The organism is Cuniculiplasma divulgatum (genome assembly GCF_900083515.1).
Classification (GTDB): domain Archaea; phylum Thermoplasmatota; class Thermoplasmata; order Thermoplasmatales; family Thermoplasmataceae; genus Cuniculiplasma; species Cuniculiplasma divulgatum.
In genome coordinates this window covers 1,322,854-1,337,821 of record NZ_LT671858.1, presented here as the reverse complement: position 1 = coordinate 1,337,821, position 14,968 = coordinate 1,322,854, and the positions used below count along the sequence as shown (strand labels likewise).

Genomic DNA, 14,968 nt, shown 5'->3' with positions numbered 1-14,968 from the left:
TAACTACTCTAATTAACTATTTTAATTAAGAATCAATACCTATACAGATGACAAAAGTTGACATCAACATAACAGTTGGTGGCCCTCAGGGTGGCGGTATAGATACATCCTCCAATATGATAAGCAGGGCCTTCGCACAGTCAGGTTATTATGTTTTTGGTGTGAGAGAATACCACTCAAACATCAAGGGAAGGCACAGTTATACCCACGTCAGAATAAAGGCCGAAAGGCCACGATCACTGAAATATCCTGTAGATTTTCTGGTTGCTCTTGATCCAGATAGCATTTTTGAGCATCTTGAAGACGTAGGACAGGGAACGAAAATTATCTATGACAATGCAATAGAAAAAGCAGAACTCTCTCAGGCAAGGATGATAATGAGAGATACAGCAAAGAAAATCCAGGAAACACTAACAGATGACAATTTCCCCAACACAATTGCAGGTGCGATATCATGGATGAAGTCAAGAGGAGCAATTCCAATTCCAGTGCCGTTTAATTCAGTTGTTCAGAAAGCCATATCAGGTGGGGTTCCATCCAGATACTTCAACACACTTGGAGCTGCCCTGACACTTGCTATTTCTGGAGTTAATATAAAACACATGAACGATAGCATTAAAATTGTCTTCGCAGGAAAGGACAGCATAATAGAGGAAAACATAGCTGTAGTAAAGGCAGCATATGACTATTGCAGTGAAAACAAGCTTGCAGGCGAAACTCTGCCAGATCTGGAACACCCAAAGAGATTCATGCTAACCGGTAATGATGGGGCAGCCATAGGAAAGATGATGGGAGGCCTCAGATTGCAAACCTATTACCCAATAACCCCGGCCAGTGATGAAAGCACCATAATGGAAGAGCACAACTACATAAAGTGGATAGATACAGAAGCAGCTAAACTAAAGGAAGGCGGAATTGTAGTAGTTCAAACAGAAGATGAGATTGCGGCAATAACCATGGCCATAGGAGCTGCCCTTACTGGAACCAGAACATCAACAGCAACCAGTGGACCAGGTTTTTCACTTATGGCTGAGGGGTTCTCATTCGCAGGGACAGATGAAGTCCCTCTTGTAGTGACTTTATATCAGAGAGGCGGTCCAAGTACCGGTCTTCCTACCAGAAATGGTCAGTCGGATCTTCTTTTTGCCATGAACACAGGTCATGGTGAATTCCCGAGAATAGTCCTTGCATCAGGTGACGTTGAAGAATGCATATACGATTCAATGAATGCATTGAATTATGCACAGAGATATCAGATGCCAGTAATCCATCTCATAGACAAGAATCTGGCAAACACATCAGACTTCATCACACATATAGACGGAAAGAAGGTTCCTGTAAATGCAATGAAATTCGACGTACACGGGTTGGACTTCAAGAGATACAATCTGGATACAAAGAATGGAATCTCAAATCTGGGTGCATTCGGAAAGGATATATTCTGGATGACAGGAGATGAGCATGATGAGCTTGGCCATGTAACTGAAGATTCTGAAGTGAGAGACAAGATGATGGTTAAGCGTTTCACAAAACTTCAAACAGCTGATTCAGAAATTCCAATGGAAGATAAGGCAGTACTGTATGGAGATAAGAATGCAGACGTGACATTTGTTACATGGGGAAGTCAGAAAGGACCCATACTGGATGTTATAGATCTACTTGCTGAAGAAGGAATTAAGGCAAACCTGCTTTACGTAAAAATGTTCATTCCATTCCCAGCAAATTTCGTGAAGGACATACTTTCAAAGGCCAAGATTGTCATAGATGTCGAAAGCAATTTCCTCGGTCAGCTGGCAGAGGTAGTGATGGCTAAGACAGGAATAAAGATCGAAAACAGGATTTTGAAATATAATGGGAGGCATATGACAGAAGATGAAATACTGTCTGCTTCGAGAGAGATAATTAATAATAAAGAGACAAAAGTTGAGAAGGTGTTGAAACATGGCGCATAATTTTAAAACAGATGTCACCGTGGACTGGTGCCCTGGATGTGGTGACTTCGGAATACTCACATCCATACAGCAGTCAATGGCAGAATTGAACTTGGACCCCTTAGGGGTAGTTATGGTATCGGGAATTGGATGTTCTGGAAAGACTCCACATTACATCAATGTTGGTGGAGTCCATACACTTCATGGAAGAGCAATTCCATTTGCCACGGGAGTTAAACTGTCCAATCCTAACCTGAAGGTACTTGTCACAGGTGGTGACGGTGATCTAATGGGTATTGGAGCAGGTCATTTGGTTGCAGAAGGAAGAAGAAATACTGGACTCACAATCATGATATATGACAATGAGGTGTACGGACTGACAAAGGGACAGGCAGCCCCAACAATGCCACTTGGAGAAAAGACAAAGAGTCTAGCAAGACCCAACATATTCACAAGATTGAACCCAATCTCACTTGCACTGAGTGCTGGTTACAGTTTTGTTGCTAGAGGATTCTCATTTGACATGAAACAGCTGAAGGAAATCATAAAGAAGGCCATGAGCCATCCAGGTTCTGCAGTGATTGATATTCTTCAACCATGCCCAACATACAATAACGTAAATTCCATGGAATGGTACAAGGAGAGAGTTTACAAAATGGAAGATGAAAAGGACTGGAACCCTGTTGTAACAAAAGAGAATATAAAGGATGCAGATCAGATTTTTGCAAGATCAATGGCACGAGCCCAGGAATGGGGGGACAGAATTCCCACAGGTATATTCTACCAGAACACTGCCATAGAATCATTCCCTGTAAGGATCAGCAAAAATGTTCCAAACTATCTCCAAATTGTTCCAGCAGAACAGAGAATATCAACTGCAGATGGCTACACAGTAGTAGACGCAGAAAAAACATTTGCTGACAGGCTGATAGGTTAATCAGCCCTTATTTTTGTTCCTATAAATTTTTCACCCTTTAATGCATTTTTGAAATTATTTAGATCCTTTCCGTGCATTAGATTTATTTCTATCCCAGATCTCATTGCAATTAGAAGTGCCACGGAATCCATGAACTGGTTACTACCAGCCCCTGTGTAACTTTTGAGAGAGATGGAGAATGCCTCTTTATAATTCATTGTCTCAATTGCCTTAGCCTTTGGATTTTTCTTCGGGTCATCTTCATAAACCATGTCAACCGAAGTCAGATTGTATACTTTTTTAATCCCCACAGCCTCAGCTAAAAGCACAGATACAGTATCAGTGGTATGTCCAGGTACAGTGCCACCCATAACTATTCGATCCTCAATGAGCAGTTGTTTCACTGCCTCATTCACATCCTCTGGAATATTGAGTTCTAACTTTCCTATGGATGATTTAACGATCTTTGCGTTAAGCCGTGTGGCCATTATACCTATCTCATCAAGAAAGAAATCATTATCAGTAAAATTCTTCATAGAATTAACGTAGGTCCTTGCTGTCTGACCTCCACCAACAACAATACCAATCTTGGGCGCATCCACACTTTTTATTATTTTTGAAAATTCTTTGATGTATTCAACATCAACTGATGAAGGGTTAATCATCGACCCTCCAACAGAAACAACAAACGATTCCATGAAATTCATTCATCAAAGTTATATAGTATTATAAATTTTCTCATACATGCCATCGGACGAGAAGCAGTTAAGAAGATATGAATTTAAGAAAGCATTAGAGGAACTCGATGGTCTAAAGGGACGAGGTACAGAACTCATATCGTTATACATTCCACCTGACAAGATGATATACGATGTAGTACAGTACCTGAGGGAGGAATACTCAACTTCAAGCAATATTAAATCAAAATCAACGAGGAAGAATGTTCTTGGCGCTATAGAATCAATAATGTCAAAATTAAAGTATTTCAAGCAGCCACCTGACACGGGACTTGTTTTCTTTGTGGGTCACGTTCAGAAGCGAGGTGATCAGACTGAAATGTACAGTCAGATAGTGGAACCGCCGGAGCCAATACAGACATTCATTTACAAGTGCGATTCTCAATTTTACACTGAGCCATTAATGGCACAGCTGAAGGCTAAGGAGGTATACGGTTTGATTGTGATCGATAGAAAGGAGGCAACCATTGGATTCCTTAATGGAACCAATATACAGGTTGTAACTAATGAGCAATCTCTTGTTCCAAGTAAGCATCATCAGGGTGGACAATCATCACGACGTTATGAGAGATTAATAGAGATTGCAGCAAATGAATATTTCAAGAAGATCGGAGACATTGTCAATAATACCTTCATGCCCATAATAAGGGATATGAAGGGTATTTTCATTGGTGGGCCAGGATCAACAAAGAACTTTTTCTTTGAAAATGATTACATGTTCAAGGATATAACAAGAAAGGTAGTTGACCTTTTCGACGTGGGATACACCGATGAATCAGGGTTGAGGGAGCTTGTGGAAAAAGCATCGGAATCAATGAAAGATCTTCAGATAACAAGAGAAAAAGATCTGGTAAACCGATTTATGAAGGAACTGAGAAAAGGGGATGAAGGACTTGCAGTATATGGTGAAGCACAGATCCAGAGTGCACTGGAGAGAAAGGCTCTTGATCTCCTTCTTTTATCTGATGGTGTCAGGAAGACCAAGTATTTCTATAAGTGTCCAAACTGTGGATATGAGCAAGAATTTATGCAACGACCGGATGATAATACCTGCCCAAAATGCGGTGGCGCTATGGAAATGGATCATGAAGAAGATTACATAACAAAACTTTATAAAATGGCTGAAGAGTCTGGAGCCACGGTGGAAATAATCGGAGACGAGAGTGACGAGGGCAGTACTCTTAAGAAGGCATTCGGTGGAGTTGCCGGTATACTTAGATACGCCCCTACCGCATCCTCACTTTAATCTTCTTAGTTTCTCAGCATCAACAACAAGAAAATCCTGCCCTGGTCTCACTATAGAATAGGGGATTATATATCTACCCTCCATATCCTTCTTCAGGTTTTCTATCTTTCCAGGAGCGGGAACAGCCAGAATTTCCATTATACTTCCAGTTCCCTCATCTGTTATAAAATCAACTATTCTCCCCACTATTCTGCCATCACTGGTGGCTATGGATTTTCCAGAAACTTTTTTTAATCTTTTCAGTGTCATAGCAATATAATTCATTAACCCTTAAAAATTTAATTGTAGAGTCCGGACTCCTCTACCTGTTTTCTTCTTTCCTTAACACTCTTTCCAATATTCTTTGCAAGATTCTCATAGAAATTAATTACTTCCTGATCCACCGAGGGTTTTATGACCTTCATTGCCTTTGTAAAGTCACTGTTTGAGACCAGAGATGCTTCAGGATCATTCCTGTATGCCATCATTCCAGCTTCACGGCACAGATTTTCCAGATCAGCACCAACATATCCATCTGTTGCCTCTGCGATCTTTTGCAGGTTTATATCCTTGTCAAGAGGCATATTTCTGGTATGCACAAGAAGGATCTTCAATCTTGCCTCCTTGTCAGGTGGAGGTATATAGATCATCTTATCAAACCTGCCCGCTCTTATAAGTGCACTATCCAGAATATCAGGTCTGTTTGTGGCTCCGATCACAACGACGCCCTGCAGTACTTCAACACCATCCATTGAGGTAAGCAACTGATTAACTATTCTTTCTGTAACTCCAGAATCTCCGCCTCCACCTCTTCTCGGAGCAATGGAATCTATTTCATCAAGAAAAACAATTGAGGGTGCTACCTGTTTTGCCTTTTTGAATATTTCCCTGACAGCTTTTTCACTCTCTCCTACCCATTTGCTCAGAACTTCTGGTCCTTTAACCGAAATAAAGTTTGCATTACTCTCATTGGCCACAGCCTTGGCAAGTAGTGTTTTTCCTACCCCTGGGGGTCCGTAGAGAAGGAATCCCTTTGGTGCCCTTATGCCGAGTTTCTTGAAAACTTCAGGCTTAAGTAACGGTAGCTCAACACTTTCTCTTAATTCCCTTTTAACATCTTCCATTCCCCCGATATCATCCCAGTGTATATCGGGGATTTCTGCCATAACTTCCCTAAGACTGCTGGGCTCTATTAGCTTCAGCGCTTCCCTGAAATCATCCTCAACCACAGCCATTCTTTCCAGTATATCGGTTGGTATTGGCTTATCCAGATCTATATCTGGAAGATATCTCCTGAGGGCATTCATTGCAGATTCCCTTGCAAGTGCGGCAAGATCAGCACCAACAAATCCATAGGTCATATCTGCAATTTCATCCAGGAATTTTGATTTCGAATCCTCATCCATGTTGAGTGGCATTGCCCTTGAATGAATAGTTAGAATCTCTTTCCTTCCTTTCTTATCGGGAACACCGATATTTATCTCCCGATCAAATCTTCCGGGTCTTCTCAGTGCAGGATCAACTGCATCTATCCTGTTGGTGGCTCCAATCACAATCACGTGACCTCTTTCCTTTAGACCATCCATAAGTGTCAGCAACTGGGCGACAACCCTCCTTTCTACCTCTCCCTGCACCTCTTCCCTCTTTGGGGCTATGGAGTCTATTTCATCTATGAAAATTATAGACGGTTCTTTTTCTTCTGCATTCGTGAATATTTCACGCAGTTTCTGCTCACTCTGTCCATAGTATTTGCTCATTATCTCTGGTCCGTTTATTGAAAAGAAATTAGCCCCTGATTCATTTGCAACCGCTCTTGCAATTAATGTCTTTCCAGTTCCTGGCGGACCAAACAGCAGTACACCTTTTGGCGGTCTTATCCCCAGTCTTTCAAATAGCTCAGGGTGCTTGAGTGGAAGTTCTATTATTTCTCTGACTTTTCCAAGCTGATCTGATAACCCGCCAATATCTTCATAACTTATTCTTGAAACGTCCTCAAGTACCTCAGAAGCTGGTTCTTCTCTTATTTCAATCTTTGTAGTTTCCCCAATTTCAATGGGTACCTTTGGTGGTACAGTCTTTACAACCTTGAACAGTAGACCTGAGTGTCCTGCCAAAGTAAGTCCTGGAACACTTATATTATCCTGTTCTATCATTGGCCTCCTAATGAGAGCCCTCTGAACAAAATCATCTATACCTTCACCAAACTTTAATCTTTGCTCCTTTCTAATAATTGGTGCGAGAACAACTCTTGTAGCTATATCGGTCTTCACTTTTTTGACCTTTACTTTATCACCGATTGAGGCACCACAGTTATTCCTCATTACACTGTCAATCCTCACAATCATCTTGTTCTCATCTTCAGGTCGTGCTCTAAAAACTCTTCCCACAGTTCTCTTGGACTTTTCTATTTCTACTACATCTCCAATTTCCACATTTAACTGGAACCTTGAATCCTCATCCAGTCTTACTCTGGACATCCCAGGGTCAGTAGAATTAGCCTCTGCAACCCTTAAGGTGATTCCTTCCATATTAGAACCTGACATATGTCTATAAGGACAAATCACTATATAATTTTAGAGTCTTAAAATAAAATATTACTTGCTTTTAAAAGGAAATTACCTAATATAATTAATACCCATTCTATCAAACTTAATATCTAATATTTTAATGCATAACTATCATCTTTAGATAGGACTAAAAAAGAGTTGTCTGTCTATCATCCTTGTCATCCGGATGATTTATTGGCCATGTTGACCTGTCGAGTCCAAGTTTTTCCTTAAGCAGATCCACTGTGTGCGGAGAGAATCCTTCATAATGATTATTTGCAAATATGTATGCAACTCTGCCTTCATCATTTCTTATAATCTCAGCCCACCTTGTTATATCATCATCCCTCTCCCTTTGAACGGTTCCAAATTCTGTTTCATCAATACTTCTATCTCCAAGCAGTCTTAGATAGATAGAATTGCCTGTGTGCCATAATACTTTCTTTGTGAATGGGGAATCAGACCAGACTGTTATAATATTATAACTTTCAAGCAGTGACTTAGTTTTATCATTCAGCCATGAATTATTCCTGAATTCAACTGCAAATTCTAAATCCTTCGGCAATATTTTTATGAAATTCTCAAGGAGACGAGGATCAAAATTAAGGTATGGTGGTAGCTGTATGAGAATCGGTCCTAATTTATTATGGAGCAACCTCATTTTGCTAATGAAAAGTTGAAGTTTATCCTCTACATCACGGAGAAGATTAACATGCGTTATGGTTCTGTCAAGTTTTGGGCAGAATTTAAAGTTCGTTGTGGTAGATTCGTACCATGATGAAACTGTTTTTACTGAAGGAGTAGAATAATAAGTTGAATCAACTTCAACAGAGTCGAACGTATTCGAATACATGGAGAGGAGTTTGTTTAGATGAGAACCTTCAGGATAAAATTTACCAATCCACCTGCTGTAACTCCATCCTGAACAACCCATATGAAGATCATCCGTGTACACAAACACAAATAGTCAATCTCAATATTTATAATATCTCCAACTGGATACAATTGAGGCTGGTAGTAATGTTTAAATGCCTTTCATCCTTTATTATATATGGATAAGTTTTACTTTAAGAGTTATGGAATTGAAGTTGGTTCGGCTTCAAATTTAAAAGAACTTAATAGCGAAATAGCTAGACTGTCTAAAGAAGATCCACTGTGCGTAGAGTATCATCTGAAGGAAGGGCATATTCAGAGCTGGCTTCTTTATATTGGGGAACCAGACGCAGCAAAGCAAATCTCTGAGGCAAAGACTGTTGAGGAATTGATGAAGCAGCTTGGTATTAGTAAATCATCGGGAAAGAGGGTCGTAAAGAGCAGTACATCAAGGAAGAAGGCTCCTAGTGGCACAAAAGGTAAAAACACAAAGAGTGGAAAGTAAAAACCAATTTTTCAGAATTAACCCCATTTAATGGAATTTGTCTTTCCTTTGTCCAGAGATGGAATCCAATTCAATATATGATAGAGGTTCAAACCAAAGATATTGGGAAAGAATTAGCGTAGTTTAACAGATATTTTAAAAAATTATTCTCATTATCTAAAATTACTTTGATAGCTGTTAAATCAGGTACCAAACGAGAAGAAGCCTAATTTTAGTTAAATCTGCAGGCCTTCTGTTATAAAAAAGGAAGAAACAATGGGGAGAAAATTTCCAGCAATTTCATGAATACGAGACCCATTTGATCAAGTATAAATTTTTAGATATTTAAGAATAAACTTTCCAGTTATCTCATTTTATGATATGCCATTCTATATAAAATATGATAAATTTTTATACCTCACGACAAATGCCCCTTACATGTGGAGTTCTGAAGTCCTTGATATGTGTGCTATAATAAGAATTAGGCAAAGATTCCCACGCGAATTGCGTCTATTTAACAGAAAAATGATGTTAGAAAACTCCTTCTTTTTTCTTAGCCGGGAAAATAAAGAACTCTATTTCTACAGAAACCTGGAAAGAAAGTTATCAGATCTTGACAGGGTTAATCTTGAAAAAGATTCTGAATTTGAAGGAACAAGGATGAAGATCGTAAGCGATATGTTCTTACAGATAAAAGTTGAAGACGAGCTATTTTCACTCTTGAACAAACTGAATGAAACGAAATGGTCAAGGGTTAATCCATGTATACTCTCCCATTCTCAGGATGCATATATTCAGCTTGAGTTTATTGATGATTCTAGGGAAAATGTGTCAAAAATTCTTCTGGAATTCGTTGACACTCACGTTCAGGAGGTTGATATAATTTATTTTGGAAGGCAGAGTCCAAAGATGCCGTATATAATAAAACTTTTTCTTGAATTTGGAGGTAATATTAATGATCTATTCTTAATAAAAACTGAATGGCATATGACTTTACAGAACATTCAGAATGAGAATAGTGGCGTTTTCCAAAATGAGGGAAAATTCATTCCAAACTATTTCACAAACGGTTCCCATGATAAACTAATTTTCAAATTAGATAACGTTGAAAGTACTGTTAGGTCAAATATGGTAGATGTAAGTATACCATCAGGAGTGTTTGAAATAGATGTTAAAACAAACTTTTTTTCTGACTTTAATAATGAGATAGTTAGTAAATACTATGGAACCCTTTTTTATGAAGCTGAGATAAAGGAAAGTATCCTTACAAATTTTTACATCGTTGACAAAAACATTTCGTCACTATTCATGGCAGGCTTAAAGAAGCACTGGGACCTTCCAAAGAGATCAACTCATAAAAATATTATGACATCAGCAATGGAACTTGGTGAAATTTATAAACAATCTGATTTGAAGGAACTGGAAAAAATTTGAGATAGTAGAAATTCGTTTCAGATAACTTACCTTAAAAATTCATAATCATTCAAATATGCTCCAGTCGGGATTTGAACCCGAGTCGAGAGATTGAGAGCCTCTAATGCTTGGCCTGGCTACACTACTGGAGCTTAACTGGCTATTGTAAATTGAGATTTATTACTTTTGATTTGTGTTACAACCTAACATTTAAGGCTTTTCTTTATTAAACTATGATTCGATCACAATAATATGCCGGTGATTGGTTGTGGCCTGGAATCCTTTGCAGGAAGCCCAGAGAAGAAAAGTAAGAAGAAATTCACCATCAATATTTTCGTTGTAATTCTCCTTCTCCTTGGATATATAAAATTTCTTATAAAGAGGTAACAACTCTTTTTTCCAGTTCCTCGGAAAAGTTCTCCACAATATCTGCCATTTTTGAGGTATCGTCGGGAGGTATAAATGAAAGGAAGCTCTTTAAAAATTCATCGTGTACTTTTCTCATTTTCTCAATGAATTCCTTCCCCTTTTCAGTTAGTTCAACATATATAACCCTTCTATCATCTGAAGATCTAACCCTTTTTACATATCCCTTCTCTTCCATCTTGTCAGTCATTCCTGTTATCCAGGCCTGTGTTACAAAGTTCAGGTCCGCGAGATTAGCCATGGTTTTCTTCCCAGATTCGGCAAGAATTCTTAATATTCTATATTCGAGAACATTACTCCCAACTTCATCAAATTTCTTTTCCATTCCGTTGTACATAAGCTTGTATATAGTTCCAAGGCTTCTCCAAATTCTTGTATAATCATCAACCTGATTATTTTCACGATCCATCTTTTTCACCATTACATTAATTTAGCATCATACTACGAATTTCTCTCTGAGACCATTTCTTAATATTTATAAATTCCATCTATTTTATTAATTGATTACATGACTGTATAAAATGTTTATTAGTAAAATGTTAGGTATTTAAGGAATACCATCTGTAACAAATATAGTAAGATACACTTTTGCAAGATAAATCCTATCATTTACCTTATATTGCTTAAGAAAATTCAGGGTCATGGAGAATATTCAATCCACCAAAATACAGATGAGATACGGCGATTTGGACGCACTTGGGCACGTGAACAATGCAGTGTTTTTAACATACTATGAACTGGGACGAACAAACTTCTTCAGAGAGTATTTGGGAGGATTTATTTCACGGGATGTTAGTTTCGTAGTGAATCATGCTGAGATAGATTTTAAAGCACCCATTCATTTTGAAGATGAACCTGTTGTACTCACATGGATATCAGGTCTCGGCAGAACTAGCTGTGTATTTAGCCATAAAATTATATCTGAAGACTATAAAAAAATATTTTCAGAGGGAAAGACCGTTGTCGTATGGGTCGACAGTAGTTTACGAAAAAAGGAGATACAGACGGAACTGAGAGAAAAGCTTGAAAAGTTGATGATAAATTATGTTTAAAAAACCAATTAAAGTAATACTATGGGACTTCGATGGAACTATATATCACTCTGAAGACTCCTACAGGGAATATGCAAAATGTATTGAAAGCGTAATGAAGAACAGTGATTCCTTTGCAAATAAATCAATGCAGGTAATCAAGGATAAAGAAAATAAAGTAGGCGATGATGGCTGGGCCATTATTGCAAATCTAGCCAATGGTTCTGTATCCAGGGAAGAGATGGACATGTGTTTTGCCAGAACCAGAGAAAAAATGAATGAAGGTAAGATTAAAATTAACCTGCAGAGTACAGCAGTAAAGATACTAAAAAAGCAAGAAATAAGGCACATATTACTTACAAACACTCCAGAGAAATACGTAATTCCATTACTTGAAAACTTTGGGATAAAGAATCTTTTTTACCGAATAGTTTGCTCTGCTAAAAAACCAGATTCATTCAAAAATGTTATGAATGATTTGTTAACTACAGAAAACATAAGATCAGAAGACATATTGAGCATAGGAGATAATTACAAAAATGATATCATACCATCAATGGAAATGGGATTCAAAACTGTGTTTATCCAGAATTACCAGCGAGATTCAAAAGCTGATCTCACTGTCAAACAATTGGAAGATGCTATACCATTCATAGAAAATTTTGTAAAAAATTAATTTTCTTCTTCCTCTTCAAGATCCTTAAAGATAATCAGGTGCTCACTGGCAACCCTGAATTTGATTTCACCCTGAAGCTTGCTGAGATGATCCCGTTCCGTAAAACATCTCATTCGCACGTCGTTATAAAGGAAGGTTATCATTCTTCTCGATCCCATGAACTGGTTTTCAACGACCTTACCTGTGAACGGACCTGCCAGATCAGGCACTATATCCTCATATCTTATTCCCGTGTCCGTGTCGATGTTCATTCCTGTAAGCATGGTCGCAGTCTTCCCATCAATAATATTGATCTCTCCAACAAAACCAGATACAAATCTAGTTTTTGGGTGTCTGTAAAGTTCTTCGGGATTGCCTGTCTGCTCAATCTTGCCTTTATGTATTATAACCATGCTGTCTCCAAGGGCCATCCCCTCTACCTGATCATGCGTTACATGTATTGCCGTTAGTTCAAATTCCCTCTGGATTCTCTTTAAATAATCTCTTAGATCAACCCTTACCTTTGCATCCAGATTTGAAAGTGGTTCATCCAGAAGAAGAATATTTGGTCTTTTTATAACTGCTCTCGCAAGGGCTACTCTCTGTTGCTGACCTCCGCTAAGTTCTCTTGGTAACTTAGAGAGCTTATCATCGAGCCCCATGATATTGGATATCTCGCTAATCTTTCTATCTATTTCTCCCTGATTCATTTTTAGCTGGATGAGAGGGGTTGCTATATTCTGATAAACGCTCAGATGAGGATAGAGAGCATAATTCTGGAATACAAGACCTATACTTCTCTTCCATGGTGGACTGTTCAGTATGTCCTTTCCTTCTACGATCATTGTTCCTGTATCAGCGGTTTCCAGACCAGCAATTATTCGAAGAAGTGTCGTCTTTCCAGATCCAGAAGGACCGAGGATGGTAAGATAGCTCTTCTCATTAAATGTAAGCTCTGGAACGTCAAGGGCAGTAAAATTTCCAAATGTCTTTTTTAAATTTTCAATCTTTATTTCACTCAATTAACATTACCTCCGGTTCTCCACAATTTATCCACTCTGTTCCTAACAATTATAACCAGTATAATTGATGGAATAATGCTCAGGATACTTGAAGCTGCGAGCATTCCATAACCAACTGCTTCGTGACCTATTGCCCCTCCTATAAGTATCGTAATAGTTTGAGCCCCATTTGGATAATATATACTAAGATTAAATGGTGAGTATGTAAGTGCAAGAGGGAATATAAGGGCACCCCAGGCAAGTATGAAAGCATAGAGGAATGTCACAAACATACCGTCATAGCTTAAGGGTACAATGATCTTTCTTAGGGTTCTAAAGAGATTCATTCCATCCATATTTGCTGCCTCCTCAACATGTTTGGGGAAATTTTGATAAAAGTTATACATCATCCATATTGAAAGAGGCAATATGAATACGGGGTATGAAATAATCAATCCACTTATCTCATTTAACTGTCCCAGTGATGCTATAATATTATGCATAGGTATAAGGAAAATGATTGTTGGGAGGGAATAAATAAAAAGTACAAAGCCTATGAATTTAAGTCCGCCAAGTTTATACCTTGCAGCAACGTAGGCTGCAGGAAGACCTATCAACACAACTATTGCTGAAGCGACAAGAGAGGCAATAATACTAGAAGTAAAATATGGTATACCGGTGTTTATGGCAACTTTATAATTGGATAGGGTGAGATGCTTCGGATAAAACATGGGTGGTATTCTTATTATTTCAGATAAAGGCTTTATGGAATCAAGTCCTAGGAATACTACTGGCCCTATAAGGAATATTATAAAAAGTGCCATCCCGACATAAACCAGGACTTTTGGAATTTCTTTATTGGGCAGATATTTCATGCCTGACTTCCACATTCTTGAAGTTCTTACCTTTGTCTTTCTCAGAGTGAAATAAACAAACACAACCGTAAACAATGAGGAAAGAACAGAAACAATTATTATTATAACAGCAGCGAGTCCTATATCCTGCCCATAATAATTTTGATAAGCAAAGTATGATAGATCATTAATACCAAAAGGGCTTGAATATGAATTGAGAACGTAAATTGGATCAAAAGTGAATGAACCATACATTAACATCAGAACAAAAGCAGAAAGTATGTTTGATTTTATATACGGAAGTTCTATGTTTATCAGCTTTCTGGTACCCCTTATTCCATCCATTGAGGTTGCTTCTTCTATGGAAGGCGGTACAGACTTTAGACCTGAATAAATTATGAGCGTTGCCAGGGGAAGACTGGACCAAACATCAACTAGAACAACACTCCAGGCTGAAAGGAATATATTTTGATGACCTATATAATACGGAATACCATAGGATGGATTCATCATCAGGAGCCAAATGTTTGCTGATGTCACCTGTGGAATGAATGAAGGAAGCAGGATAAGCGGGATTAAATAGGGTTTATTCAGTCTTTTTATAAGGGTAGCAAGAGGAATAGCAAGTAAAACATCTATAACGGGAACTGCTAGGGTGTAAATGATCGTATTGTCCACGAGCTGGTCCAAGTGAGGGGTTTCAACCAGTATAATATAATTCTTAATTCCAACAAAAGTTGCTACCTCCGCAAAATTAAAAGATTCAAAAGAAATTATTACGTTGTCGAAAATTGGATACAGGACAAAAATAAAAAAGTAGATGAGAGCAGGCAAAGTAACAATTATTGCCTGCTTTCTAATCGAAGACTTTGACAT

The 14,968-nt window shown here is 38.3% G+C and carries 15 protein-coding genes and 1 tRNA gene; 8 read left to right on the top strand and 8 right to left on the bottom strand.

Annotated features, from left to right (window positions below):
• Positions 1 to 47 precede the first annotated feature (47 nt).
• Together CSP5_RS06510 and CSP5_RS06505 are read left to right on the top strand one after the other, a co-directional pair.
• Positions 48 to 1,952 (top strand): 2-oxoacid:ferredoxin oxidoreductase subunit alpha, encoded by a 1,905-nt coding sequence (locus CSP5_RS06510; protein ID WP_021788903.1) that lies wholly within the window; start codon positions 48 to 50, stop codon positions 1,950 to 1,952.
• Entirely contained in the window at positions 1,942 to 2,868 is a 927-nt protein-coding gene (locus CSP5_RS06505; RefSeq protein WP_148689948.1) for a 2-oxoacid:ferredoxin oxidoreductase subunit beta, read from the top strand. The genes CSP5_RS06510 and CSP5_RS06505 overlap by 11 nt, the downstream gene beginning before the upstream one ends.
• Here the strand turns inward: CSP5_RS06505 and pyrH are convergent.
• The gene (gene pyrH, locus CSP5_RS06500) at positions 2,865 to 3,545 is read right to left on the bottom strand and encodes a UMP kinase (protein ID WP_206744750.1); all 681 of its coding nucleotides are present in this window, start codon (positions 3,543 to 3,545) and stop codon (positions 2,865 to 2,867) included. The two genes, CSP5_RS06505 and pyrH, sit on opposite strands and share 4 nt — an antisense overlap.
• A 46-nt stretch (positions 3,546 to 3,591) precedes the next feature.
• On the opposite strand from pyrH, the gene prf1 reads away from it, so the two are divergent.
• Entirely contained in the window at positions 3,592 to 4,830 is a 1,239-nt protein-coding gene (gene prf1 / locus CSP5_RS06495) for a peptide chain release factor aRF-1 (RefSeq protein WP_021788906.1), read from the top strand.
• Here prf1 and CSP5_RS06490 read toward each other — a convergent pair.
• The 3 genes from CSP5_RS06490 to CSP5_RS06480 all read right to left on the bottom strand — a co-directional run bounded on the left by CSP5_RS06490 (position 4,822) and on the right by CSP5_RS06480 (position 8,310).
• Entirely contained in the window at positions 4,822 to 5,079 is a 258-nt protein-coding gene (locus CSP5_RS06490; protein WP_171970460.1) for a PRC-barrel domain-containing protein, read from the bottom strand. The two genes, prf1 and CSP5_RS06490, sit on opposite strands and share 9 nt — an antisense overlap.
• Positions 5,080 to 5,108: 29 nt before the next feature.
• Positions 5,109 to 7,352 (bottom strand): VCP-like ATPase, encoded by a 2,244-nt coding sequence (gene vat, locus CSP5_RS06485; protein WP_021788908.1) that lies wholly within the window; start codon positions 7,350 to 7,352, stop codon positions 5,109 to 5,111.
• A 151-nt stretch (positions 7,353 to 7,503) separates the two neighbouring features.
• On the bottom strand, positions 7,504 to 8,310 hold the full coding sequence (locus CSP5_RS06480) for a DUF72 domain-containing protein (RefSeq protein ID WP_021788909.1): 807 nt from the start codon (positions 8,308 to 8,310) through the stop codon (positions 7,504 to 7,506).
• Between the two features lie 96 nt (positions 8,311 to 8,406).
• Here CSP5_RS06480 and CSP5_RS06475 point away from each other — a divergent pair, with 96 nt between their 5' ends.
• The gene (locus CSP5_RS06475) at positions 8,407 to 8,733 is read left to right on the top strand and encodes a hypothetical protein (RefSeq protein WP_077076459.1); all 327 of its coding nucleotides are present in this window, start codon (positions 8,407 to 8,409) and stop codon (positions 8,731 to 8,733) included.
• Between the two features lie 417 nt (positions 8,734 to 9,150).
• Positions 9,151 to 10,146 (top strand): hypothetical protein, encoded by a 996-nt coding sequence (locus CSP5_RS06470; protein ID WP_148689946.1) that lies wholly within the window; start codon positions 9,151 to 9,153, stop codon positions 10,144 to 10,146.
• A gap of 56 nt (positions 10,147 to 10,202) precedes the next feature.
• On the opposite strand, the gene CSP5_RS06465 is transcribed toward CSP5_RS06470, so the two are convergent.
• Positions 10,203 to 10,277, bottom strand: a tRNA-Glu gene (locus tag CSP5_RS06465).
• Between the two features lie 100 nt (positions 10,278 to 10,377).
• On the opposite strand from CSP5_RS06465, the gene CSP5_RS09995 reads away from it, so the two are divergent.
• A complete protein-coding gene (locus CSP5_RS09995; protein WP_277868660.1) occupies positions 10,378 to 10,512 on the top strand; it encodes a hypothetical protein in 135 nt (44 codons plus the stop codon).
• Here the strand turns inward: CSP5_RS09995 and CSP5_RS06460 are convergent.
• A complete protein-coding gene (locus CSP5_RS06460; RefSeq protein ID WP_021788912.1) occupies positions 10,499 to 10,960 on the bottom strand; it encodes a MarR family winged helix-turn-helix transcriptional regulator in 462 nt (153 codons plus the stop codon). The two genes, CSP5_RS09995 and CSP5_RS06460, sit on opposite strands and share 14 nt — an antisense overlap.
• Positions 10,961 to 11,192: 232 nt before the next feature.
• On the opposite strand from CSP5_RS06460, the gene CSP5_RS06455 reads away from it, so the two are divergent.
• Both CSP5_RS06455 and CSP5_RS06450 read left to right on the top strand, forming a co-directional pair.
• Positions 11,193 to 11,603, top strand: a complete 411-nt coding sequence (locus tag CSP5_RS06455; protein WP_148689945.1) for an acyl-CoA thioesterase — start codon at positions 11,193 to 11,195, stop codon at positions 11,601 to 11,603.
• Positions 11,596 to 12,258 (top strand): HAD family hydrolase, encoded by a 663-nt coding sequence (locus tag CSP5_RS06450; RefSeq protein ID WP_021788914.1) that lies wholly within the window; start codon positions 11,596 to 11,598, stop codon positions 12,256 to 12,258. Before CSP5_RS06455 ends, CSP5_RS06450 begins: the two co-directional genes overlap by 8 nt.
• On the opposite strand, the gene CSP5_RS06445 is transcribed toward CSP5_RS06450, so the two are convergent.
• Complete coding sequence (locus tag CSP5_RS06445; protein WP_021788915.1) at positions 12,255 to 13,259, bottom strand: ABC transporter ATP-binding protein; 1,005 nt, start codon at positions 13,257 to 13,259, stop codon at positions 12,255 to 12,257. The genes CSP5_RS06450 and CSP5_RS06445 overlap by 4 nt on opposite strands.
• Positions 13,256 to 14,968, bottom strand: coding sequence for an ABC transporter permease (locus CSP5_RS06440; RefSeq protein ID WP_021788916.1), 1,713 nt, complete (start codon positions 14,966 to 14,968; stop codon positions 13,256 to 13,258). Before CSP5_RS06440 ends, CSP5_RS06445 begins: the two co-directional genes overlap by 4 nt.

Excerpts from the sequence above, each read along its gene's own strand:
- CSP5_RS06490 (WP_171970460.1), bottom strand. The coding sequence starts at position 5,079 with ATGACACTGAAAAGATTAAAAAAAGTTTCTGGAAAATCCATAGCCACC.
- CSP5_RS06510 (WP_021788903.1), top strand. The coding sequence starts at position 48 with ATGACAAAAGTTGACATCAACATAACAGTTGGTGGCCCTCAGGGTGGC.
- CSP5_RS06450 (WP_021788914.1), top strand. The coding sequence starts at position 11,596 with ATGTTTAAAAAACCAATTAAAGTAATACTATGGGACTTCGATGGAACT.
- vat (WP_021788908.1), bottom strand. The coding sequence starts at position 7,352 with ATGTCAGGTTCTAATATGGAAGGAATCACCTTAAGGGTTGCAGAGGCT.
- CSP5_RS06440 (WP_021788916.1), bottom strand. The coding sequence starts at position 14,968 with ATGTCAAAGTCTTCGATTAGAAAGCAGGCAATAATTGTTACTTTGCCT.
- CSP5_RS06475 (WP_077076459.1), top strand. The coding sequence starts at position 8,407 with ATGGATAAGTTTTACTTTAAGAGTTATGGAATTGAAGTTGGTTCGGCT.
- CSP5_RS06460 (WP_021788912.1), bottom strand. The coding sequence starts at position 10,960 with ATGGATCGTGAAAATAATCAGGTTGATGATTATACAAGAATTTGGAGA.
- pyrH (WP_206744750.1), bottom strand. The coding sequence starts at position 3,545 with ATGGAATCGTTTGTTGTTTCTGTTGGAGGGTCGATGATTAACCCTTCA.
- CSP5_RS06505 (WP_148689948.1), top strand. The coding sequence starts at position 1,942 with ATGGCGCATAATTTTAAAACAGATGTCACCGTGGACTGGTGCCCTGGA.
- CSP5_RS06470 (WP_148689946.1), top strand. The coding sequence starts at position 9,151 with ATGTGGAGTTCTGAAGTCCTTGATATGTGTGCTATAATAAGAATTAGG.
- CSP5_RS06455 (WP_148689945.1), top strand. The coding sequence starts at position 11,193 with ATGGAGAATATTCAATCCACCAAAATACAGATGAGATACGGCGATTTG.
- CSP5_RS09995 (WP_277868660.1), top strand. The coding sequence starts at position 10,378 with ATGCCGGTGATTGGTTGTGGCCTGGAATCCTTTGCAGGAAGCCCAGAG.
- prf1 (WP_021788906.1), top strand. The coding sequence starts at position 3,592 with ATGCCATCGGACGAGAAGCAGTTAAGAAGATATGAATTTAAGAAAGCA.